The 21,178-nt window shown below is 67.0% G+C and carries 14 protein-coding genes; 3 read left to right on the plus strand and 11 right to left on the minus strand.

Annotation, left to right across the window (positions count from 1 at the left end; genetic code table 11):
- Positions 1-34: 34 nt before the first annotated feature.
- From ABZ477_RS04345 to ABZ477_RS04365, 5 genes are read right to left on the minus strand one after another with little or no spacing between them, the layout of a single operon-like run.
- The gene (locus tag ABZ477_RS04345) at positions 35-2,596 is read right to left on the minus strand and encodes a family 78 glycoside hydrolase catalytic domain (RefSeq protein ID WP_360128426.1); all 2,562 of its coding nucleotides are present in this window, start codon (positions 2,594-2,596) and stop codon (positions 35-37) included.
- Between the two features lie 2 nt (positions 2,597-2,598).
- Positions 2,599-3,600, minus strand: coding sequence for an alpha/beta hydrolase (locus tag ABZ477_RS04350; protein ID WP_360128429.1), 1,002 nt, complete (start codon positions 3,598-3,600; stop codon positions 2,599-2,601).
- A 2-nt stretch (positions 3,601-3,602) separates the two neighbouring features.
- On the minus strand, positions 3,603-5,840 hold the full coding sequence (locus ABZ477_RS04355; protein ID WP_360128432.1) for a glycoside hydrolase family 3 C-terminal domain-containing protein: 2,238 nt from the start codon (positions 5,838-5,840) through the stop codon (positions 3,603-3,605).
- Positions 5,837-8,083: a family 78 glycoside hydrolase catalytic domain gene (locus ABZ477_RS04360; protein ID WP_360128435.1), complete on the minus strand. Its 2,247-nt coding sequence runs from the start codon at positions 8,081-8,083 to the stop codon at positions 5,837-5,839. The genes ABZ477_RS04355 and ABZ477_RS04360 overlap by 4 nt, the downstream gene beginning before the upstream one ends.
- Complete coding sequence (locus ABZ477_RS04365) at positions 8,080-8,271, minus strand: hypothetical protein (RefSeq protein WP_360128438.1); 192 nt, start codon at positions 8,269-8,271, stop codon at positions 8,080-8,082. The genes ABZ477_RS04360 and ABZ477_RS04365 overlap by 4 nt, the downstream gene beginning before the upstream one ends.
- Positions 8,272-8,311: 40 nt before the next feature.
- Here ABZ477_RS04365 and ABZ477_RS04370 point away from each other — a divergent pair, with 40 nt between their 5' ends.
- On the plus strand, positions 8,312-8,923 hold the full coding sequence (locus ABZ477_RS04370; RefSeq protein ID WP_360128441.1) for a TetR/AcrR family transcriptional regulator: 612 nt from the start codon (positions 8,312-8,314) through the stop codon (positions 8,921-8,923).
- A 1-nt stretch (position 8,924) separates the two neighbouring features.
- On the opposite strand, the gene ABZ477_RS04375 is transcribed toward ABZ477_RS04370, so the two are convergent.
- From ABZ477_RS04375 to ABZ477_RS04395, 5 genes are read right to left on the minus strand one after another with little or no spacing between them, the layout of a single operon-like run.
- The gene (locus tag ABZ477_RS04375; protein WP_360128443.1) at positions 8,925-11,201 is read right to left on the minus strand and encodes a family 78 glycoside hydrolase catalytic domain; all 2,277 of its coding nucleotides are present in this window, start codon (positions 11,199-11,201) and stop codon (positions 8,925-8,927) included.
- Between the two features lie 27 nt (positions 11,202-11,228).
- The gene (locus tag ABZ477_RS04380; protein WP_360128447.1) at positions 11,229-12,047 is read right to left on the minus strand and encodes an ATP-binding cassette domain-containing protein; all 819 of its coding nucleotides are present in this window, start codon (positions 12,045-12,047) and stop codon (positions 11,229-11,231) included.
- On the minus strand, positions 12,040-13,818 hold the full coding sequence (locus ABZ477_RS04385; RefSeq protein WP_360128450.1) for a dipeptide/oligopeptide/nickel ABC transporter permease/ATP-binding protein: 1,779 nt from the start codon (positions 13,816-13,818) through the stop codon (positions 12,040-12,042). Before ABZ477_RS04385 ends, ABZ477_RS04380 begins: the two co-directional genes overlap by 8 nt.
- A complete protein-coding gene (locus ABZ477_RS04390) occupies positions 13,818-14,759 on the minus strand; it encodes an ABC transporter permease (protein WP_360128453.1) in 942 nt (313 codons plus the stop codon). The genes ABZ477_RS04385 and ABZ477_RS04390 overlap by 1 nt, the downstream gene beginning before the upstream one ends.
- Positions 14,760-14,779: 20 nt before the next feature.
- Complete coding sequence (locus ABZ477_RS04395) at positions 14,780-16,318, minus strand: ABC transporter substrate-binding protein (protein WP_360128456.1); 1,539 nt, start codon at positions 16,316-16,318, stop codon at positions 14,780-14,782.
- 284 nt (positions 16,319-16,602) lie between these two features.
- Between ABZ477_RS04395 and ABZ477_RS04400 the strand changes: the two genes are divergently transcribed.
- Positions 16,603-17,646 carry a LacI family DNA-binding transcriptional regulator gene (locus ABZ477_RS04400; protein ID WP_360128459.1) on the plus strand — a complete coding sequence of 348 codons (1,044 nt, stop codon included), beginning with the start codon at positions 16,603-16,605 and terminating at the stop codon, positions 17,644-17,646.
- Positions 17,646-18,689: a family 43 glycosylhydrolase gene (locus ABZ477_RS04405; protein WP_360128462.1), complete on the plus strand. Its 1,044-nt coding sequence runs from the start codon at positions 17,646-17,648 to the stop codon at positions 18,687-18,689. The genes ABZ477_RS04400 and ABZ477_RS04405 overlap by 1 nt, the downstream gene beginning before the upstream one ends.
- Positions 18,690-18,733: 44 nt before the next feature.
- Here ABZ477_RS04405 and ABZ477_RS04410 read toward each other — a convergent pair whose 3' ends face one another.
- Positions 18,734-21,163, minus strand: a complete 2,430-nt coding sequence (locus ABZ477_RS04410) for a glycoside hydrolase family 2 TIM barrel-domain containing protein (RefSeq protein WP_360128465.1) — start codon at positions 21,161-21,163, stop codon at positions 18,734-18,736.
- Positions 21,164-21,178 lie beyond the last annotated feature (15 nt).

A 21,178-nucleotide genomic window follows, 5' to 3' on the forward strand; every position in this document is an offset into this window, starting at 1 on the left:
ATGAGGAAGCGGATCCGGATCGTTGATTCGGGTGTCAGAAGTGGTACGAACCGCTGCCGACCGCGTGCACGTCACCGCCCCAGTGCACGACTGCTGTCGTGTTGGCGGGGATTGTGACGTCGAGCGATTCGGTGGTCCAGTGGATGCCAACCTCGCCGTACGGGGTCAGCAGTGTGCGCGCACAGAAGGTCAGCGGCACATCGGTGCGCGGTGCGATGACGATCTCCTTGTAGCCGGGCGCAGCGGCCTGGATTCCCGCGATCTCGCGAGTGATCCAGTCATCGACAGCACCGAACGCGTAGTGGTCCAGGCTCGAGGTCGTCGGCATGCCATCGGGCGCGACTGCATCCCAGTTCTCCCAGATCGCGGTCGCACCCTGGTCGACCTGGTACAGCCAGGATGGCATCCGGTCCTCCCAGAGCAGCCCGACGGCCAGGTCTGAGCGTCCGATCTCGACGAGGACATCCAGCAGATACGGGGTCGCGACGAAGCCCGTGTCGAGCAGCCCGTCGTTGTCGTCGAGGATGCTGACCAGCTTCGCCCCGTACGCCATCCGTCGCTCATCCGGCACGAGTCCGAAGGCGAAGGCGAGCACGTACCCACCCATGAGCGGTGTCGGGAGTTCGTCGGCGGACATGAAGACGCGCTGGATGGCGGCTTTCGTCGCCTCCGCTTCCTCGAGGTAGCGGTGATGGTCGGCATCGCGGTCGAGCAGACGCGCCACCTGCGCGAACAGGCTGAGCGATCGGTAGCCGAAGAACGGAGCGACGTAGAACGCCGATGACCGCGTGTTGTCCCAGTCGCCTTCTTTCTGGTGCTGGCTGGGAATCAGCCATTCGCCGAAGTGGAAGCCGGTGTTCCAGAGGTGTCGGTCCAGTTCCTCCGGGATGTCGTCGGAACCCCGCGCGTGGCGCGCGGTATCGATGACGCTGTCGCACCACGCCTTCATTGACGCGTACGAGCGCTCGAGGACGGCGGTGCTCCCGGTCGCTCGGTAGATCTCCCACGGCACGATGACCGCAGCATCGCTCCACCCTGCGATGCCGGTGACACCGGTCGTTCCGAACTGCGCGCTCATCCTGAGCGACAGCGATTCGTAGAGCGTCGTGAACGGTACTGTCATCGGCACGACACCGTCGGGAAGCTGGTCGGCTTCGAGGTTGCGCAGCCACGCCTCGAGGAACGAGGTCATGTCCTCGTTGGCGTACGCCGCGGGGGCGTACATCTGGATGTCCCCCGTGAATCCCGCCTTCTCCCGAGTGGGGCAGTCCGTCGGAATGGACATCGTGTTGTTGCGCTGCGACCAGACCACGTTCTCGTGAAGTCGGTTCAGCCGCGCGTCCGAACTCTCGAACGAACTGGCCGAATCCTTTGGCGTCGAGAGCACGACTGCCTCGAAGTCGGCGAGGTCGATCGCCTCGAGCCCGGTGACCCGCAGATACCGGAAGCCGTGGAACGTGAAGATCGGCTCGTAGATCTGCGGCTTCCCGTCGGAGACGTACACGTCCTTCTGGCCGGCCAAGGTGCCGTTGAAGTACTCGCCGTCAGGTGTCGTGGCCTCGAAGTGCTCGAGGGTGACTTCCGTGCCGTGGGGAGCGTCGATGCGCACCCGCACCCGGCCGGCCACGATCTGACCGAAGTCGATGATCTTGTCGCCGGACGGCGCGATGTGCAGGGACACGGCAGGGAGCACCGCGACCGCGCGAATCGGCTCCAGTGGCTGCGCGACGAGGTTGTCGTATCCCAGGTCGACCACCCGAGCATGCTGCGCGATGGAAGGAATCGCCGTGGCGTCATACCGTTCGCCCCAGTAGAGATCCGACGATTGCACGGGTCCCGTGCGGCAGGTGACCGCATCGTCGGAGCTCACGACCTGGGTCGTGCCGTCGGCGTATTCCAGTTCGAGTTGGAAGAGGACCGCGGGGGTTTCGCGTTGAGCGTGGGACAGCGGTCTGGTCACCGGACAGTGGTACCAGCCGTCGCCGACGTACATCGACAACTCATTGCGACCCACGCGCAGGAACGCAGTCACATCGTAGGTCTGCACGTACAGCCGACTTCGGTAGACCGAGAACTCGGGCGCCAGCTCACGATCATCGGGACGCGCGCCGTTGACGGTGAGCCGGTACGCGCCGAGCGCGGTCGCGTACAGCCGAGCGCGCCGCACCGCGCCGAGGAGGTGGAAATCGCGCAGGAACTCGACGGCGGGCGGCTGGGTGCCGTGCCCCCATCCTTCGGCCGCCGGCCGGGGGATCGTGCCCTCGGCCCACTGTGCCTGCCAATCGTCGGCGAAGAGCGCCGTCTCGAATCCGGCTGACTCGGAGGCCGTGCGACCGTGGTTGTCGGTCACGGTCACGGTCCAGTGGTACTCCGTGCGACTGCGCAGCGGCTCACCGGCGTACGCGATGAAGGACTGTGAGTCAGATTCGACGTGACCGGAGTCCCATACGGTGAGCGGCCCCGCTGCGACCACGATGCGGTATGAGTGCTGCACCGTGTCCCGTGCAGAGGAGCGGAGCATCCAGGAGAACTCCGGTGTCTGATCGATGCCCAGCGGCTCGATGCGATTCAGGGTGCGCAGGCGAGCGAGTTCCATCGTCACGCCCCCGCGTGCTCCGCGACACACCGCTCGGCAACCCACATGGCGATCGTTGCGAGCGTCCGCTGCGCCTCGGGCAAGCCGGGCCGGTTGAGATGACCGTGGGCGACGTCGCGGGCGAGCTGCACGTCGACCTCGACCCCCGCTTCGCGGAGCTGGTCGGCGTATCGCTCACCCGACGCGCGAAGGCCGTCGTACTCGCAGTTGATGATGAGCGTGGGGGGTAGAGCGGCAAGGGCGGCGGAGTCGCTCACGCCGGCGATGGCATACGCAGTCGCGTCGGCTGCCGGCGCGCCCAAGTAGTTCTCCATCACGGGCTCGATCACCTCGGGCGTGAAGGCCATGGCTGCGGGCAGATCGGCCAGCTTGGTCGCGAGTTCGTAGGACGCCGCCGGCAGGACGGCGTGCACAACCGGATACGCCAGCACGACCGCGGCAGGCTGGGTAGCGCCCGCAGCACTCAGTCGGAGGGCGACGCCGGCGGTGAGGCATGCGCCGGCGCTCGCTCCGCCGATAACGATGCGCGACGGATCCACCCCGAGGGTTGCCGCGTGTCGCACCGCCCACTCGAAGACCGCGACGAGGTCGTCGCTGGGAGCCGGGAAGTGAACTCCTCCGAGGCACAGGCGGTAGTCGACGGAGATGACCACCGCGGCGGAGCGATTCACGATCTCACGGGCGACAGCGTCGGCCTCAGGCATGTCGAGATCACCGCCGAGGAACGCGCCGCCATGGCACCAGATGAGGAGCGGTCGCGCCGCACCATCGCCAGGGACATCGCCATGCGGACGATAGATGCGCACCGGCACGGGCTGGGCGGGCGATGGCACGGTCGCCTCGCGCACATCAGCCGCGGGCTTGAGGTACCCGGCCTCGGCAGACTGCGGCAAGGTCAGCCGGGCGACGAGCTCGTGGTCGCCACCCTGGTCCTCCCCGTTGGCGGCGGCAGCTTGCAGCGCTGCGGCCACCGCTGCCACACGCTCCCAATACACGTCCGTCATGGTCAACATCCTTCCCCGCGAGAAGCGGCCATCAGCGTGTCGACGTCGTCGCGCGACACGGAATCTCCGAGCAGGTTCACGATCTTCTGCCACGGAAGCGACCCGAGCATGCGCAACGCCTCAGGTTGCGCCATCGCGCGCAGGAGGTCGGACTGAATGGTGTCCAGCAGCACCGGGCCGACGACCGAATGCTCGAACCATTCCTGTGCGGTCGAGCCCATCGTCAGCTCGCGGTTGATCCGATCGCCCACAAGATCGATCGTCGTCTCGGCGTCCACCGCGAAAGCGTCGCGCCCGAGGATCACGCGATATGAGCCGGGGGTCACGACCCAGTCGTGCAGGTCGACGTCCCAGTAGGCGAACCCCCGGCGGTCGAGCTCGAGTTCGACCTCGACCGCACCTCCCGCGGGCACGTGCACTTTGCGGAATGCGCGGAGTTCGCGGGCACTGCGCTGCACGGTGCCGAGGGCTGAAGCATCCACGTAGACCTGCACGACGTGCGCACCGTCGCGGGTACCGGTGTTCTCGACCGTGACACGCACCGTCGCGGTGTCGTCACCCGTCACGGTGACGGTGAATCCCGACGTGCGGAAGGTGGAATAGCTCAAGCCGTGTCCGAACGGGTAGCGCACGGGGATTCCGCGCGTCGCGTACCAGCGGTAGCCCACGAGCGTCCGCTCACCGTAGACGACGTGACCCTGCTCACCGGGGAAGTTCCCGAAGGCGGGCGTGTCCTCGATGCGCAGCGGAATCGTCTCGGCCAAGCGCCCCGACGGGTTCACGACCCCGAAGACGACGTCGGCGATCGCCGCGCCGCCCGCCTGACCAAGAAGGAATCCGTCGAGGATCGCATCGACGTCGTCATGCCAGCCCTCCAGTCCCACGACGCCGCCGTGAGAGAGGACCACGACAGTCTTCGGCGCAACCGCCGCCACCGCGCGAATCAACGCGATCTGCGAGGCAGGAAGTTCGATCGTCGTGCGGTCGTAGCCCTCCGATTCGTCGGATTCGGCGAGCCCCGCGAAGATCACCGCGACCTCGGAGCGGGATGCCGCAGCCACGGCCGCTCCGCGAAGGTCGAGGTCGTCACCGCGCCCGTCGAGGGTGAACCCCGCGGCGAACTCGATGCTCGCGGAGTGCGCTGTGGCTGCGTCGAGGAAGGCCTCCGATCGCACGGCGTTGACGTGCGAGCTGCCGCCGCCCTGGAAGCGCGGCGTCCTCGCGAACTCGCCGACCACGGCGATCCGCATCTGGGCCTCGAGTGGCAAGGTCGCCTCATTTTTGAGGAGTACGATGCTCGCGGCCGCCGTCGCTCGAGCGAGCGCATGGTGGGCGTCGAAGTCCACCGCGACCTTGCCCTCGGCTCCGAGTCCGGTGAGCTTGACCACGCGCGCGACGCTGCGGTCGACCTCTGCCTCGTCAAGGTCTCCAGCTTCGACGGCTGCCACGATCTCACGGATACTGCGTCCCCGCGTGCCCGGCATCTCGAGGTCGAGTCCGGCCGCGACCGCGCCGGCCGGCCTGTGCACGGCACCCCAATCCGAGATGACGGCGCCCTCGAATCCCCATTCCGTTCGCAGCACGTCCTTCAGCAGCCAAGGATTCTCGGAGGAGTAGACGCCGTTGATGCGGTTGTAGGCGCACATCACGGTCGCCGGCTGTGCCTCCTTGACGATGCGTTCGAAGGCCGGAAAGTAGATCTCCCGGAGGGTGCGCTCATCGACCTCGGAGCTGACGCGCATGCGGTCGGTCTCCTGGTTGTTCGCTGCGAAGTGCTTCACCGATGCGCCGGCACCGGTCGACTGCATCCCGCGCACGTAGCCGACGCCGAGCGCACCCGCGAGCAGCGGGTCCTCCGAGTAGTACTCGAAGTTGCGCCCGCACAGCGGCGATCGCTTGATGTTCACCCCCGGGCCCAGGACGACATCGATGCCGAAGGACAGCCCCTCGCGGCCGAGCGCTTCCCCCACCTTCGTCGCAAGTTCCGGGTCCCACGACGAACCCACGGCAACAGCGGGTGGGAAGCAGGTGGACGGCTCGCTGGGCTGGAAGCCGAGGGCATCACCGCCGTTGAGCTGCGCCCGCAGGCCGTTGGGTCCGTCCGACATCCGCACCGACCGGATGCCGGCATCCTCGATCGGCTGGGTGGTCCAGGTGTCGCGCCCCGACAGCAGGGAGGCCTTCTGTTCGAGCGTGAGCACCGCGAGGGCGGAGGTGTCGGATTCGGTCGCGCCACTCACCGCAGTGCGGCCTCTCTGTGAGTGGTGTGGTGGATGCCGGCGGCCAGCACGCGCGTGGTTCCGTCGGGCAGGATCAGATCGGCCTCGATACCGGCGGGAACTGTGCACTCGATCGTGATCTCGCCCGTGACCCCTCGGCGCCAGCCGCATTCGACCAGCCCGTGGCGCGTCTGCAGGGATCCCCTCGCCCAGTCCAGGCCGGGGCCGGGCGTGGGCTGCAGGCGCAGGCGCGAGTAGCCGGGCTCGGCAGGCCGGATGCCGGCGACGGCCTTGTACAGCCAGTCGACCACCGCGCCGAGCGCATAGTGGTTGAAGCTCGTCATCTCACCCGGGTTGACGGTTCCGTCGGGAAGGAGCGAGTCCCACCGCTCCCAGACGGTGGTCGCACCCATCTTCACCGCATAAAGCCAGGACGGCAGTTCGTCCTGGAGCAGCAGCCGGTACGCGATGTCGACGTGCCCGGTCTCGGTCAGCGCCCACACCACGTACGGCGTGCCGGCGAACCCGGTCGCGACGCGGTAGTCGCCCTCGGCGACCAACTCGGCCAGCCGCTCTCCCGCACGGGCCTTCTCGTCGTCGTCGAGCAGCCCGAAGTGGATCGCGAGCGCGTAGACGGCCTGCGCGTCGGACCGGATGCGTCCCTCCGGGCTGACGTAGTGCTCGCGGAACGCCTCACGTGTGCGCTCGGCCAGATCGTTCCACCGGTTCCGGTCGTCACTTCGGCCGAGCAGTTCCGCGGCGACTGCACCGAACCGCGCCGATCGATAAAGGCAGGCGGTGGCGATCACCGTCGCATCGGCTTTCGCGCGCATGGGCTCCTCGGGCGGAGCGGTCGGGTCGAGCCAGTCGCCGAACTGGAATCCCGATTCCCACAGGCCGCTGGCAGAGAGCCTCGGCAGGATCGATTCGAGGTGGAGAACGATCCCGGGGTAATGCGCTTCGAGACGATCGCGATCGCCGTACGCCCACCACAGTGCCTCCGGCACCCAAGCCGCGGCATCCCCCCACACGGCCGTGGCGCCCAACGGCAGATTCCACGTCGCGCGCCTTTCTGCTGGAATCAGCTTCAGGACATTCGGGACGACGAAGGGAACGAATCCGGAGTGCTCGGCTTCCACGCGCAGATCCAGGAGCCAGTTGTGCAGCAGATCGGATGCGTCGAACTGATAGCACGCGGTTGACGCATAGACCGCGATGTCACCCGTCCAACCGAGCCTCTCGTCTCGCTGCGGACAATCGGTGGGGACGTCGAGGAAGTTGCCCTTCTGACCCCACACCGAGTTCTCGACGAGGCGATTGACCCGCGGATCCGAACACTCGAACGAGCCGGTTCTCGCCATGCGCGAGTGGACGACGACCGCCTCGATCGCGTCGATGCTCAATTCACCCGGATACCCTGTCACTTCGACGTAGCGGAACCCGTGGAACGTGAGAGTGGGTTCGAACACATCGTCGGCACCAGACAAAACATAGGTATCCGTCGCTTTCGCACCACGCAGCGGCCGCGTAGCCAACTCACCGTGCTCGAGCACTTCTGCGTGACGGATGACGACTTCCGCACCCGCGCGCCCGTTGACGGTGAGCCGTGTCCAGCCGACGAGGTTCTGGCCGAAGTCGACGAGCGTCGCACCTGACGGAGACCGCCAGATTCGCTGAGGTGCGATCACCTCGTGACGCTCGATGGGAGGCTTCTCCTGCAGGATCAGGGTGTCCCGATCCACATCCGCGACCGTGATCTCCAGCGGTTGCGGTACCACCGTGGCATCGATGCGCACGCCGTCATACAGGGTGTTCTGCGTGAAGTGAGAGGTCTGCGCAGTCCAGTCGCGGTTCGTGCGAATCCACTGCACTGTTCCGTCGGAGTAGGTGATCTCGAGTTCCCCGATGAAGCCGATCTGCGAGCCGTAGTCCAGGTCCAGCCCGAGGAAACCGAGCTTGCCTCGCCACCAGCCGTTGCCGACAAGCACCTCGAGTTCGGCGCCGTCGCGCACGAGCGGCGTGACATCGTAAGCCTCGACAGGGAGACGCCGCTCGTACGAACTCCAGCCCGGCGCCAGAACGCCGGCGCTCACGGGACGACCGTCGATCCGAGCCTCGAAGACACCGTGCGCGGTTCCCCGCAGCGTGGCGCGCTCGACGCGCGCGGTCGTCGCGAGATCGATCGTCGTGGTGAGCGTGAATGCGTTCACATCGTCATCGACCGTGAGGAGCTGCGACTCATCGAGCATGGGAGTTTCGCTCATTTCGTGTGGACACCTTCGCCCTCTGATTCTTCGTCGCCCGCAGGGGCGACCTCGATGGAGTCTACTTCAAAACCACCCACTTGGGTGCCTTTGGATGATTCTTGGTGTTGACTTGTGAGGATGATCCGCTGGTGTGTCGTCCAGTCCCATCCGAGTGGCAACTCGGCGACTACGGTGGGCATCAGCATCGGTGCTCCTGCACCCGAGTGACGAAGGAACCACGCAACCATGACGACATCCGACACGACGCGGCGATTGCGCGGCGAGTACGCGAAGTCGGCGCAGCGCCGCAAGGAGATCATCGCCGCCGCGGTCGAGGTGTTCTCCGAATCCGGCTTTCGCGACGGCAGCCTGCGCACTGTCGCCGAGCGCGCCGGCATGACCCACGCGGGAATGCGGCACCACTTCCCCACCAAAGTCGACCTTCTGGAGGCTGTGCTCCAGTGGCGCGAGGAAGACGCGCTCGAGCGTGCCCGCCGCGGGCACCCCGTCGGCATCGATGTCATCCGCGCGTGGGTCGCCTCCGTCGACGAGAACACAGGCACACCCGCGCTGGTCGAACTGGAGGCGATTCTCGCCGCCGAAGCCATTTCGTCGGACCACCCCGCGCACAAGTACTTCAGCGATCTGTACGGGCGCGCTGAGGACCTGCTCACGAAGGCGTTCGCCACGATGGCGGATCGAGGTGAATTGCGCGCCGAGATCAGTCCCGATGTCGCTGCACGGCTCCTTCTCTCGACGACGCTCGGCCTGCAGTCGCTCTGGCTGCGCAAGCGCTCGATCGACATCGCCGCGGAACTGCGCACGTACACGTCCGTCCTTCTGACCGTGGAGCTGTGACCTAGCATCGGGCGACAACCTGCGTGACCGGATCCGCGCAGGTGAAGTGGCGTACTCCGCCGTCCACGCGGCGCGCCGTGCCGTCCGGCAGCGCGACCTCCGCCTCGACGCCGTCAGGGACGACGACACGAACGTGGATGATGCCGTCCCGTCGCTCCCACCCCGATTCGACGACGCCGGCAGGGGTCTCGAGCGTCGCGGACGCCCAATCCAGGCCAGGTCCGGGAGTCGGAGCCAGCCGAAGCCTCGCATAGCCCGGTGAAGCGGGGCGGATGCCGGCGACCACCTGGTAGAGCCAGTCGGCGACCGCTCCGAGCGCATAGTGATTGAAGCTCGTCATCTCCCCAGGGTTGATCGAGCCGTCCGGGAGCATCGAGTCCCAGCGCTCCCAGATGGTCGTCGCACCCATCGTCACGGGGTAGAGCCACGAGGGGCATTCGGTCTGCAGCAGCAGGCGGTAGGCCTCGTCCACGTGACCGGTCTCGGACAGCGCCCACGTGACATACGGCGTCCCGGCGAAGCCGGTCGTCACGACGAACCCGCTGTCGCGGACGAGCTGTGCAAGGCGATCACCCGCCTCCAGCCGAGCCTCGCCCTCCAGGACATCGAACACGATCGCAAGCGCGTAGGACGTCGGCGCATCCGAGGTGAGCCTGCCCGAGGATGCATCGACGAACTGGCGCACGAAGGCGGCACGCGTGTCCGCGGCGAGCTTCTCCCAGCGGATGCGGTCCCTTTCATAGCCGAGGATGCGCGCCGCCTCGGCCGCGAAGTCCGCCGAGCGCACCAGACATGCCGTCGCCACCAGACCGGGATCCGCCTTGGCCCGGCCTGGATCCTCGGGCGGGGCATCCGGATCGAGCCAATCGCCCCATTGAAAGCCGCGATCCCAGAGGCCTGTCGGCGAGAGCTGCGCGATCACGGATTCAAGATGCAACGTCATCGCGGGGTAGTGCTCCGCGAGCCGGTCGCGGTCGCCGTACGCGTGCCACAGCGCCTGGGCGACCCATACGGCCGCATCGCCCCAGATCGCCGTGGGGAGGTCGCGCATGAGGTGCGGTCCCCCGCCGGAACCGAGTTTCAGCACGTCGGGCACGACCGCGGGGACGGCTCGGCCGGCCGAGTTCTCCGTCTCGGCGGCGAGGTCGAGGAGCCAATCGTGGAGGAAGTCGGCGACGTCGAACTGCGTGCACGCCGTTGCGGCGTACACGGCGATGTCTCCGGTCCACCCGAGCCGCTCATCGCGCTGCGGGCAGTCGGTCGGCAGCGACAGGAAGTTGCCCCGCTGTGACCAGACCGAGTTCTCGACGAGGCGGTTCACGAGGTCGGACGAGCACGAGAACCGGCCCGTGCGGCGAAGGTCAGAGTGGACGACGATCGCCTCGAGATCCTCAGCGGTGAGCATGCCGGGGAAGCCTTCCACCTCGACGTAGCGGAAGCCGTGAAAGGTCAGCGTCGGCTCGAATTCGTCGTCGCCGCCCGAGAGCACGAAGACGTCGGTCGCCTCGGCGGACCGCAGTGGCCTGATCGCGAGCTCGCCCTCGTCGAGGGCCTCGGCATGGCGCAACGTGACCACTGCACCGCGCGCACCGCGCGCACGGAGCCGGACCCACCCGACGAGGTTCTGTCCGAAGTCGACGAGGGTGGCCCCTGAAGGGGAGGTGAAGATGCGCGTCGGGCGGAGCAGGCCCTGACGCGTAATGGCGGGACCTACCCGTGGAACGAGCGTCGCGCGGTCGACGGCGACCTCGCGAACCGCGAGCGCGTCGCGTCCCTGCCGCAGCCGGGCATCGATGCGCTGGCCGTTGTAGAGGTCGTTCGAGACGACGTCGCTCGTCCATGCCGTCCACCTCTCGTCCGTCACAATGCGCTGCGTCGTCCCGTCTGCGTATGCGATCTCGAGTTCCGCGATGAAGCCGAGATCGTCGCCGTAGTGGACCTTCGCGTCTGCGAAGCCGAGGTCGCCACGCCACCAGCCGTTGCCGAGCAGCACCTCGATCGTGTTCTCGCCGCGGAGCAGATGCGCGACCGGGTCCGCGCTCACCGGAAGACGCCATTCATACGACGACCAGCCCGGCGAGAGCACCGCCTCCGACACCGCGCGCCCATTGAGCCGTGCCTCGTACACCCCGTGAGCCGTCGCACGCAGAATCGCCGATCGAACCCTGTCGACCGGGTGGTCGAGATGGAATCGGCCCGAAAGGATGATGGCCGCGGATCTTTCGGCATCTGCTGTGATCATGGCGCTCGCATCGAGCAATGCAACTCCCTGGTGCATAGTGTGAATCGGATGCCACGCAGCAGCTCACGCGCCGCCGGCGAGCAGCGCACGGCGGCGGGAGCGTCGCTCCGCTTGGATGACGGGGTCGGGCACCGGAGTGGCCAGCTGCAGGCGCTTCGTATACGGATCTTCGGGGCGCAGCGACACCTGTTCGCTGTCGCCGAGCTCGACGATCCTGCCGTCATTGAGCACTGCGATCCGGTCGCTCATCTCGCGAACAACGCCGAGGTCGTGGCTGATGAACAGATAGGAGGCGCCCGTCTCGTTCTGGACGTCTTTGAGCAGCTTCAACACGCGCGCCTGGGTGGTCACGTCGAGCGCGCTGGTCGGCTCGTCGCACACGATGAGCGCGGGCCGCAGGGCGAGCGCGCGAGCGATCGCGATGCGCTGGCGCTGACCGCCGGAGAACTCCTTCGGGAATCTCGATCCGCTGTCGGCGGGCAGTCCGACCTGATCGAGCAGCTCACGCACCCGCGCGCGGGCGTCCGCGACGCCCGACACGCGCAGCGGCTCCACGAGGATGCTCTCGATCGTCATCGACGGGTTCAGGGACGAATAGGGGTCCTGGAAGACCACCTGGACGTCATTGGCGATGGCGCGACGCTGCGTGCGGGTGAGGCGTGTGATGTCTTTGCCCTGGAAGGTGACCTTTCCGCCCGTCACGGGGGCGAGTCCGAGCAGGGCGCGACCGATCGTGGTCTTGCCCGACCCCGACTCCCCCACGAGTCCGAGGGTCTCGCCGGCAGCGACGTCGAACGTCACTCCCTTGATCACGTCTATCCTCTTGCGGCCGCGGCGGTAGGTGACGCGCAGATCCTCGATGTGCAGTCCTGTGTCAGACATCCGTGCTCGACTCCTCGAGATCGACTGCTCGTGTCGATGCGAGCAGCTCCTTCGTGTACGGCTGCTGGGGCGCCCGGAAGATGTCGAGCGCCGTGCCGGACTCCACGATGCGACCGTCCTTCATGACGCTCACGGTGTCGCACAAGTCGGCGACGACGCCGAAGTTGTGCGTCACGAGGATCATGCCGAGTCCGCGCTCGTCGCGCAGTTCGCGGAGCAGGTCGAGCACCTCGGCTTGCACGGTCACATCGAGCGCCGTCGTCGGCTCGTCGGCGATGATGAGATCCGGACCTGCGGCGACCGCGCCGCAGATGAGCACGCGCTGCGCCATACCGCCGGAGATCTGGTGCGGGTACAGGTCGAACACCGCCGCGGGGTCCTTGATACCGACGCGGTCGAGGAGCATGAGGATGTCGCGCTTGGCATCCGCGCGGGAGATCCTCTTGACAGCGCGCAGGCCGGCGACCAGCTGGGACCCGACGGTGAAGCAGGGGTCGAGGTTCGACATCGGCTCCTGCGGGATGTAGGCGATCCGACGCCCGCGGGCGTGCGCCTGGGCCGCGCCGTCCGCGACGAAGTCCTTGCCGTCGAAGACGACGGCACCACCCAGAACCAACGCTTCTGGACTCAGGATTCCGATGATGGCGAAGGCTGTCTGCGTCTTGCCCGATCCGGATTCGCCGACAAGACCGCGGATCTCGCCCCGCCGCACGTCGAGATCCACCTCGCGGACGACCTCGGTGACCCGGTCAGCGTCGACGGGGTATCCGACACGCAGGCCGCGGACGGACAGGAGGGTGCCCTGCGCCGCCGTCGCGTCGCGCGCGGCCGAGGAGCTCGTCGCGCGCTCCACCAAGGCCTTCCGCTCGTCGTTCGTGAGGGGTCGGCGCGCGACTCCCGGCTGAAGCGCGTCCCGGAGGGCGTTGCCCATCAGCACGAACGCGAGGATCGTGAGCGAGATGAGCGTTGCGGGCCAGATGACGCTGAGCGGATTCGCGTAGATGTTTCCGAACGCCTCCTCCAGCATGCCGCCCCACGACGCCTCCGCCGGGTTGCCGAACCCGAGATAGTCCAGCGCAGCGGTGATCGCGATGCCGCCCGCAAGGACGAACGCGCTCTGAATGATGATGGGGGCGCGCACCGCCCACAGGATATGGCGGCCGACGATGCGGGAGTCCGAAAGGCCGACAACCTTGGCCGCGTCGACATAGAGCTCTTCACGGACGCCGAAGACGACTCCGCGAACGAGCCGGTAATAGCCCGGAGAGAGTTGGATGCCGAGCACGAGCATCGCGAGGACTATGTTCGGTCCAGTGAGCGAGTAGAGGGCGATGAGCAGGACGATGCCGGGCATCGTCATGATGACGTCGTTGATCCAGCTCACGCTGGTGTCGAATGACCCCCGTCGATATCCGGCGATGAGTCCGGTCGGCACGCCCGCGATGAGTGCGGTGATGAGGAGGATTACGCAGGCGAGGAGCGTCCGCTGAGTGCCCCACATCAGCCGGGAGAGAATGTCGCGACCGGAACCATCGCCGCCGAGGAGGTGCTCAGGTGTGAACGGCGGCGCGTTGACCGCGTCGAGTTCCGAGTCGTTGGGTCCGTAGGGCGCCAGCAGTGGGCTCGCGATACCGATGACGATGATGACGACCAGGAGGACCAGGCACGCGATGGCGACCGGGTTGCGCAAGAGTCGCTGAATCCAGTGCTCTCGCGTCGGGGTGGCGTGCTGCGGCGGCGAGTCGACGACGCCTTCGAGCGGCTGAGCCATCACGCAGCCCTCACTTTCGGGTTGAGCGCGGCCGTCGCGAGGTCCGCAAGCAGATTCACGATCGACACCAGGATCACGGTGACGGCCACACAGCCCATGACCACGGGGATGTCGCCGCCGGAGGAGGCGGTCGTGACGAGAGCGCCCATGCCAGGGAGGGCGAACACCTGCTCGATGATGACCACGCCGCCCACGAGTCCGACGGTCAGCAGCGCCAGCACGGTGAGCCCCGGTCCGCCGGCGCTGCGCAGCACGTGCTTGTAGATGATGAGTCGCTCCGGCACTCCCCGTGCACGGAGCGTGCGGACGAAGTCCCGGTCGAGCACGTCCTTCACTGCGCTGCGGAATTGAGCCGCGGCGCTGGCGACCGAGCCGAGCAGGATCGCCGTGACCGGCAGGGCGATCGAGGCGGCCCAGGCGCCCAGGCCATCCTCGATGGGGACATAGCCGGTCGCGGGGAAGATGGGCAGCGCGATCGCAAACGCGAAGACCAGGACGATCGCGACGATGAAGGACGGGACGGCGGAGAACGCCACCGAGATGAACTGCAGCATCCGGTCGACCCATCCGCCACGGGTCGCTGCCACGGCGCCGACCACGACCGAGAAGACGATCGTGAGGAGCAGGACGACGATCATGATCGCCAGGGTGACGGGAAGTCGGATCGCCAGGGTGTCGGTGACTTCCTGGCCGGTGTAGTAGGAGGTGCCGAGGTCGCCCCGGAAGAGCGCCTGCAACCACTGCCAGTATTGCTGGAGGACCGGCTGGTCCAGGCCAAGCTGTTCTGCCTTGGCCTGGACCGCCGCCTCGGTCGCGTTGATCCCCATGAGGTTCCGAGCGATCGCCATCGGGTTCGCGTACACGAGCACGAAGGTCGTGAGCGTGACGACGAAGAAGACGGCGATAGCCCTCAGAACGTTTGCTGCGGTGAGCTTGAGCATCGAAGCGCGACCTCTGCTAATTACTTGAAGTCGCTGAGAAGCGGTGCAAGCTGGTTCGGGTCGGAGCTCTTGTCGATGCCGACCTTGGAGTCATCGAACATGAAGAACGTGCTCACGTAGACCCACGGCGAGAACCATGCCTGGTCGATGACGTACTGGTTCAGCTCCTGCTGCGCAGCCTTGGACTCGTCGCCCTGAGTCGTCAGGATCGTGTTCCACAGTTCGTCGACCGTCGGGTCGCTGACGTGGGACGTGTTCCAGATCGCCGTCGGGACGATTGCGCCGTCGATCGTGATCCGTGAGTCACCGTGGTTGCCCAGCGGCCAGAAGATGACCGGGTACTTGCCGCTCAGGAGGTCGAGGAGCGCAGTCTGGCCCGCGAGCGTGACCTGGGTCACGTTGATGTTGAGCTCTTTCAGACCGTCGATGACGACGGGCATGGCCGAGTCGAGACCGAAGTTCGCGATGTACGGAAGCTCCATGTCGAATCCGTCCGCGTACCCCGCCTCTTCCATGAGCTCCTTGGCCGCGGTGAGGTCGTACGGGTACGGGTCCTCGAGGCCGTCGATCCACGCGTCGCTGCCGGCGCGGAAGATCTGCGACGTGGGCTCGGCCTGACCCTGGTAGAGCTTCTCGGCGATCGCCGCCTTGTCGAAGACCATGTTGATCGCACGGCGGACGTCGGCATTGCCGAGCGCGGGCACGATCTTTCCGTCACGGTCGTTGATCAGCAGGCCCGACCAGGTTCCCTGCTGGGGAATGGACGCCGTGCCCGCGGACTGCAGCTCAGCGAGGGTCGAGGGCGGGAGCACTGCACCGGAGATCTGCCCGGTCTTGAGTGCGTTGACGCGGGCGGTGGTGTCGGCGAGCACCTTGAGCACGAGCTTCTCGTACGGGTACGCGTCGGCGTTCCAGTTGTCGGGGTTCTTTGTGAAGACATACTCCGCACCGGGCGTCGAGTTCTCCAGGTCGTACGTGTACGGGCCCGAGCCGACAGGCTCGGAGTCCAGGTCACCCGAGGCGAGATATGTCGGGCTCGCGACGACACCGGTGCCGAGGCACAGGTAGGACGTCAGGAACGGCTTCGGCTGGGGCGTCGTGATGACAACGGTGTTCTCATCCGGGGCCTCCGCCGTCACCCCGGCGAAGAAGCTCTGGCCGCCGGGCGAGGTGAACTCGTAGTCGAGCGTGGCCTTGACCGCCGCGGCGTCGAGAGCGGTTCCATCGCTGAACTCGACACCATCCCGGATCTGAAGCGTGAGCTTGGTGTTGTTGTCAGAGAACTCCCACTTCTCGGCGAGCCCGGCGGAGATCCCACCCTTCTCGTCGCACGTCAGGATCGTGTCGTACACGGCCTGCGCAGCCCATGCGACCGACCCCGGAAGGAGCTTCGCAGGATCCCAGCCGGGAAGGTCGGCCTCCATGCCCAGCACGAGCTCCGCCTTGCCGGACTCCTGCGCCGCCGTGTTGTCACCACTTCCACCAGCGGTGCACCCGCTGGCGAGCACTGTCAGGGACAGGGCTCCTGCGAATACCGCAAGAGCACTGCTTCTCCTCATGGACATGTGTCCTCCTCGACACTCCGGTCCCGCCGCTCTCGCCGGGACTGCTGTTCGCCACGACCATCAGTGACCGCGACGTGGATTCGTATGGTGCTGCGGGGGCGAGATCGTGAATCGATTCACACCCGACGTCCCGCAGTGTGGCACATCTAGAATGAACAAGTCAACGCGCATTGGCTGAATTCGTGTAACGATTTACATTCGGATCAAACCCATGATAGAACCGTCCTAGCCGCCGCGACAGTTCGCGGAGTCCGGCACCGGTGTGCGAAGGAGACCCGATGGCGACTGCGCCGCGCGCGACGATCTCGGATGTCGCCCGATCCGCCGGCGTCTCCCCCGCCGCCGTCTCGAAAGTGCTCAACAACGGCTACGGCGTCAGTCCCGCGATGCGGGAGAAGGTGACGACGGCGATCGCGGAGCTGGGCTATCGGCCCAGCTCCGCCGCCCGGTCGTTGAGGGGCCGATCGCACTCGCTCGGGGTGATCGCCGACGTTCGCTCGCTGAGTGTGGTTCGTGTTCTCGACGGCATCGAGAGCACCCTCGACGGCTCGGCGCTCGACATCCTGATCGGACCAGCCGGTCCGTCCCCGGAGAAGCAGCAACGGGGGGTTGAAGCGATGCTCAACCGCGGAGTCGACGGGCTGATCCTCGTCGCCCCCGGACTTTCGCATGACACGCTTGAGACGATCGGGGCAAGCGTCCCGATGGTGCTCATCGGCCGTCACGGTGCAGGACGCGGCTTCGACACCGTAGTAGACGACGACGCCGCGGGATCGGCCCTTGCGGTCGAGCATCTCGTCGGTCTCGGCCACACGCGCATCGCGCACATCTCGATGCCGACAGCGGGTCTCCGTCGTCCATCGGTGCTGCCGCAGACCGCGCGCGCAGATGGGTATCTCGCCGCGATGAAGCAACACGGCATCGAACCGGATCTCGTCGTCACCGAGTACACCGAGGACGGCGGATACCGCGGCGCGCTTCTCGCCATCGATCGCGATCGGCCTGCCACAGCGATCTTCGCGGGAACCGACACTGTTGCCCTCGGCGTGCTTCGCGCCGCCCACGAGCGTGGGCTGAAAGTGCCCGGCGATCTCTCCGTCGTGGGGGCCGACAACATCGCCGTCGGCGACCTGCCGCAGATCGCCCTCACGACGATCGACCCGTCGGGTGAGACGAACGGCGCGACGGCGGCACGGCTGCTGCGCGAGCGGATCGATGGCCGCACAAAGCCGATCACCCACTCGATCGCGCCTTCGCTCATCGTCCGCGGCACGACCGGCGCTCCGACCGCCGAAGGCACCGACGAACAGGGAACCAACTGATGGCATACGGCTCCATCCGCCCAGGCTCGGTCTGGAGCGACACGAACGGAAACCGGATCCAGGCCCACGGCGGGTCGATGCTCCACCACGACGGCCGGTTCTACTGGTATGGCGAGAACAAGGAGCGCACGACGCCAGGGAGCGGGATCTGGCACTGGGGCGTCCGGTGCTATTCATCCGACGATCTCTACAACTGGGTCGACGAGGGTCTGATCATTCCGCCCGCGCCTGACGAACCCGACTCTCCGCTGCATCCCGCGAAGTTGATGGACCGGCCGCACATCATCCGCAACGAGCGGACAGGCAAGTGGGTGTGCTGGCTGAAGATCATGACCGCAGGGCACGAGCAGACCTCGACGGTGCTCGTCGCCGACGACCTCCTCGGCCCGTACGAGATCGTCGCCACGGGACTCCGGCCGCTCAGCATGAGCGCAGGCGACTTCGATCTCGTCGTCGCACCCGACGACGGCAAGGCCTACTACTACTTCGAGCGCGTGCACAGCGAATTGATCTGCGCCGATCTCACCGACGACTACACCGGGGTCACCGGGTACTACTCGACGCACTTCCCCCTGCACCGTCCACCCGACGTGCGCGAAGCGCCGGCGTACTTCCGTCGCGGGGATCGTCACTACCTCATCACGTCGGGGACCTCGGCATACTTCCCGAATCGATCTGAGGCCGCCGCCGCCGAGACATTCCACGGCCCGTGGGTCGTCCTCGGCGATCCTCATCCCGGCGACTCCACCGGCACGTCGTATCGCTCGCAGATCACCTCCGTGTTCAAGCACCCGCACAAGAAGGACCTGTACATCGCGTTGGCGGATCGCTGGCTCCCGAACGTCTCCGCCGAGATCGCCAACCAGGCGCAGGACGAGTTCCGCCGCCTGTTCGCCGGCGAGACGATCACGCCGGACTCGGTGTCCGCGTCGGTTGTCGTCGACACGTCGATCGCCGATTACGTGTGGCTCCCGATCCGGTTCGACGGCGATGTGCCGAGGATCGACTGGCTCGACGAATGGCGGGTTGAGGACTTCGACTGAACCCCCCTGCAGCGGTCGCAGTGGACCGGGGCGGTGCGCGCCGCTCACTCCGCGCGCACCACGACCTCTGCGTCGCCACGTTCCGAGTGCGCAAGGACGCGGATCTCGCCGACTCCGGTCGGCCGCACGATGGCCTGAAGGCGTCCCTCGTGAGAGCGATGAGTGTCGCCGGCGAAGGGCTCCTCGTCGTCGGGCTTCGCGCTCGACAGGGCGACGAGCGCACCGGGACCCTCGATCGTCACGGTGACGTCGACGCTCTCGTCGATGGCGACGGTGCCCGCAGTGTCACGCAGGGCGAGGTCGATGTACACGAGCTCTTCGGGGTCCGCCCCGATCCGGTCGCGCTCGACGTCGGCCCGCAGCGCCACGGCGCCGTCGAGGCTCGACAATTCGGTCCGTCCGACTTCGCGGCCGGCGCGTCGAGCCACGGCCGTGAGCACGCCACGACGGAACCCGGTCTCGAAGCGCGCGATGAAGCCGCGCTGGTGGCCGCCGACCTCGATGCCGACCGGCGCTGCGCCCAGGCTCTCCCCGTCGAGCAGAAGCTCGACCTCGTCGGCATCCGAATACACGTCGACGATGACCGGGGAGCCTTCCTCGACGTCCCACGCCCAGCTCGGTAGCACGTCGTCCCACGCCCATCGCCCGACCGTGAGCTGCCGGCCGTGGCCCTGCGGCCGATGCACGGCGATGAAAGGTTCGTCACGGAGTCCCCAGACCGTTTCGCGCCAGTAGGAGATCGGTCGCCGGTTGCCGTTGATGTCGATCGTCCCGGCCTGTGACAGCAGCCATGGGTACGGAGATGCCATACCGACCGGCTTCACCGGATCGTCGGCGTAGACCGCACGACCCGTGCCCGCCTCGCCGAGGTGATCCCACGCCGTCCACACGAAGTCGCCGATCACCTGGGGGTGCTTCTCCACGAGCGTCCACAGCCGGTCGAGACGGCCGGGGAATGTCTCGGTGCCGACGAGCACGCGATCCGGGAAGATCTCGGCATCGAGGTCGTAGCGCGCCTCGGAGTAGTTGATGCCCGCGACGTCAACCTGGGCGTGGGTCTCCTCGGTCAGTCGCGTGGCGGTCTCGGACGCGCCGATGCCGGCCGAGCCGTCTGCGCTGAGGATCGAGTTGAAGTCGATCGCGATCGACTCGTCGTGTGCAGTGACCCGCGAGTCGATCATCGAAACGAGAGCGTTCACGGCGTTCGTGATCGGGCGGGTGGGGTCGAGCGCCCTGACCGTCTCTGTGAGACGGCGCCCCCAGATGGCGGCGCCGGGCCGGCCGATCTCGAGGATCTCGTTGCCGATCGAATACATGATGACACTGGGGTGGTTGCGACCATTGCGCACGAGAGCCTCGACATCGCGCTCCCACCACTCCGGGAAGCTGAGCGACGAGTCGAAGCTGCTCTTCCCCACGGTCCACACGTCGGTGAGCTCGTCGATCACGAACAGCCCCACCTCGTCGCACGCGTCGAGGAACGCGCGACTCGCGCCATTGTGGGCACTGCGGACGGCGTTGAAGCCCGCGGCCTTGAGCCGCTCGGCCTTCCTCCGCTCCGCCGCCCTGATCGCGGCCGCGCCGAGCGGGCCGTTGTCGTGATGGATACAGCCGCCGCGCAGCTTCACGGTGCGGCCGTTCACACGCAGCCCATGGACCGGATCGACCTGGAGGGACCGGACGCCGAACGTCGTCTCATCGCTGTCGAGCGGCTCGCCGATCTCATCGACCACGGTGCTCGCGCAGCGGTACAGATGAGGATCATCCAGGTCCCACCGACGCGGATCGCGAATGTAGTGCGAGACGCGCGCGATCGCCGGTTCTCCGGGCAGGATCGTCACCGGCACCGACTTCTCGCTGACGACAGCCCCCGCGCCGTCCATCACCCACGACAGCAGCCGGACGGTGCGCTGGTGTCGCGAGTCGTTGCGGATCGGCGTCGCGACGGCGACGACGGTCAGGTCGTCCGAGATCTCCGGCGTGGTGACGACGACACCGCCGAGGGGGATGTGGACGGCATCCGCGACGGCGAGCCACACATCCCGATAGATCCCGACCCCGGTGTACCAGCGGCTGTCCTGGTGCGCGCGGGCCTCGACTCGGAGCGTGTTCTGCGTGCCCGGCGTGATCCGCGACGTGAGGTCGACCGAGAACGGCCTGTACCCGGACGGGCTCTGCGCGATGAAGTCACCGTTGAGCGAGACGACGGCGTCACGGTACACGCCGTCGAACTCGACCACGATCGTCTGGCCCGCCCACTCCGCCGGGGCGTGGAACGCCTTCTCATATACGACGTGAGCGCTGGGGAAGTATCCGGAATGACTACCATTCGGGCTGGCAGCCGAGCGTGGAAGGTCGCGCATCGCGTCGTGCGGCAGCACCACCGCCAGAGGCGACGCCGGCGCGAGCGCCGCCGCGAACAGGGATTGCTTGGGGGCGATCGTCCAGCCATCGTTAAACGGTGTGCGCAGCATCCTCGCCGCTCCTTC

The organism is Microbacterium sp. NPDC019599, assembly GCF_040632175.1.
Lineage (GTDB): Bacteria > Actinomycetota > Actinomycetes > Actinomycetales > Microbacteriaceae > Microbacterium.

Excerpts from the sequence above, each read along its gene's own strand:
- ABZ477_RS04345 (WP_360128426.1), bottom strand. The coding sequence starts at position 2,596 with ATGGAACTCGCTCGCCTGCGCACCCTGAATCGCATCGAGCCGCTGGGC.
- ABZ477_RS04350 (WP_360128429.1), bottom strand. The coding sequence starts at position 3,600 with ATGACGGACGTGTATTGGGAGCGTGTGGCAGCGGTGGCCGCAGCGCTG.
- ABZ477_RS04360 (WP_360128435.1), bottom strand. The coding sequence starts at position 8,083 with ATGAGCGAAACTCCCATGCTCGATGAGTCGCAGCTCCTCACGGTCGAT.
- ABZ477_RS04365 (WP_360128438.1), bottom strand. The coding sequence starts at position 8,271 with ATGCTGATGCCCACCGTAGTCGCCGAGTTGCCACTCGGATGGGACTGG.
- ABZ477_RS04370 (WP_360128441.1), top strand. The coding sequence starts at position 8,312 with ATGACGACATCCGACACGACGCGGCGATTGCGCGGCGAGTACGCGAAG.
- ABZ477_RS04375 (WP_360128443.1), bottom strand. The coding sequence starts at position 11,201 with ATGCACCAGGGAGTTGCATTGCTCGATGCGAGCGCCATGATCACAGCA.
- ABZ477_RS04380 (WP_360128447.1), bottom strand. The coding sequence starts at position 12,047 with ATGTCTGACACAGGACTGCACATCGAGGATCTGCGCGTCACCTACCGC.
- ABZ477_RS04385 (WP_360128450.1), bottom strand. The coding sequence starts at position 13,818 with ATGGCTCAGCCGCTCGAAGGCGTCGTCGACTCGCCGCCGCAGCACGCC.
- ABZ477_RS04390 (WP_360128453.1), bottom strand. The coding sequence starts at position 14,759 with ATGCTCAAGCTCACCGCAGCAAACGTTCTGAGGGCTATCGCCGTCTTC.
- ABZ477_RS04395 (WP_360128456.1), bottom strand. The coding sequence starts at position 16,318 with ATGAGGAGAAGCAGTGCTCTTGCGGTATTCGCAGGAGCCCTGTCCCTG.
- ABZ477_RS04400 (WP_360128459.1), top strand. The coding sequence starts at position 16,603 with ATGGCGACTGCGCCGCGCGCGACGATCTCGGATGTCGCCCGATCCGCC.
- ABZ477_RS04405 (WP_360128462.1), top strand. The coding sequence starts at position 17,646 with ATGGCATACGGCTCCATCCGCCCAGGCTCGGTCTGGAGCGACACGAAC.
- ABZ477_RS04410 (WP_360128465.1), bottom strand. The coding sequence starts at position 21,163 with ATGCTGCGCACACCGTTTAACGATGGCTGGACGATCGCCCCCAAGCAA.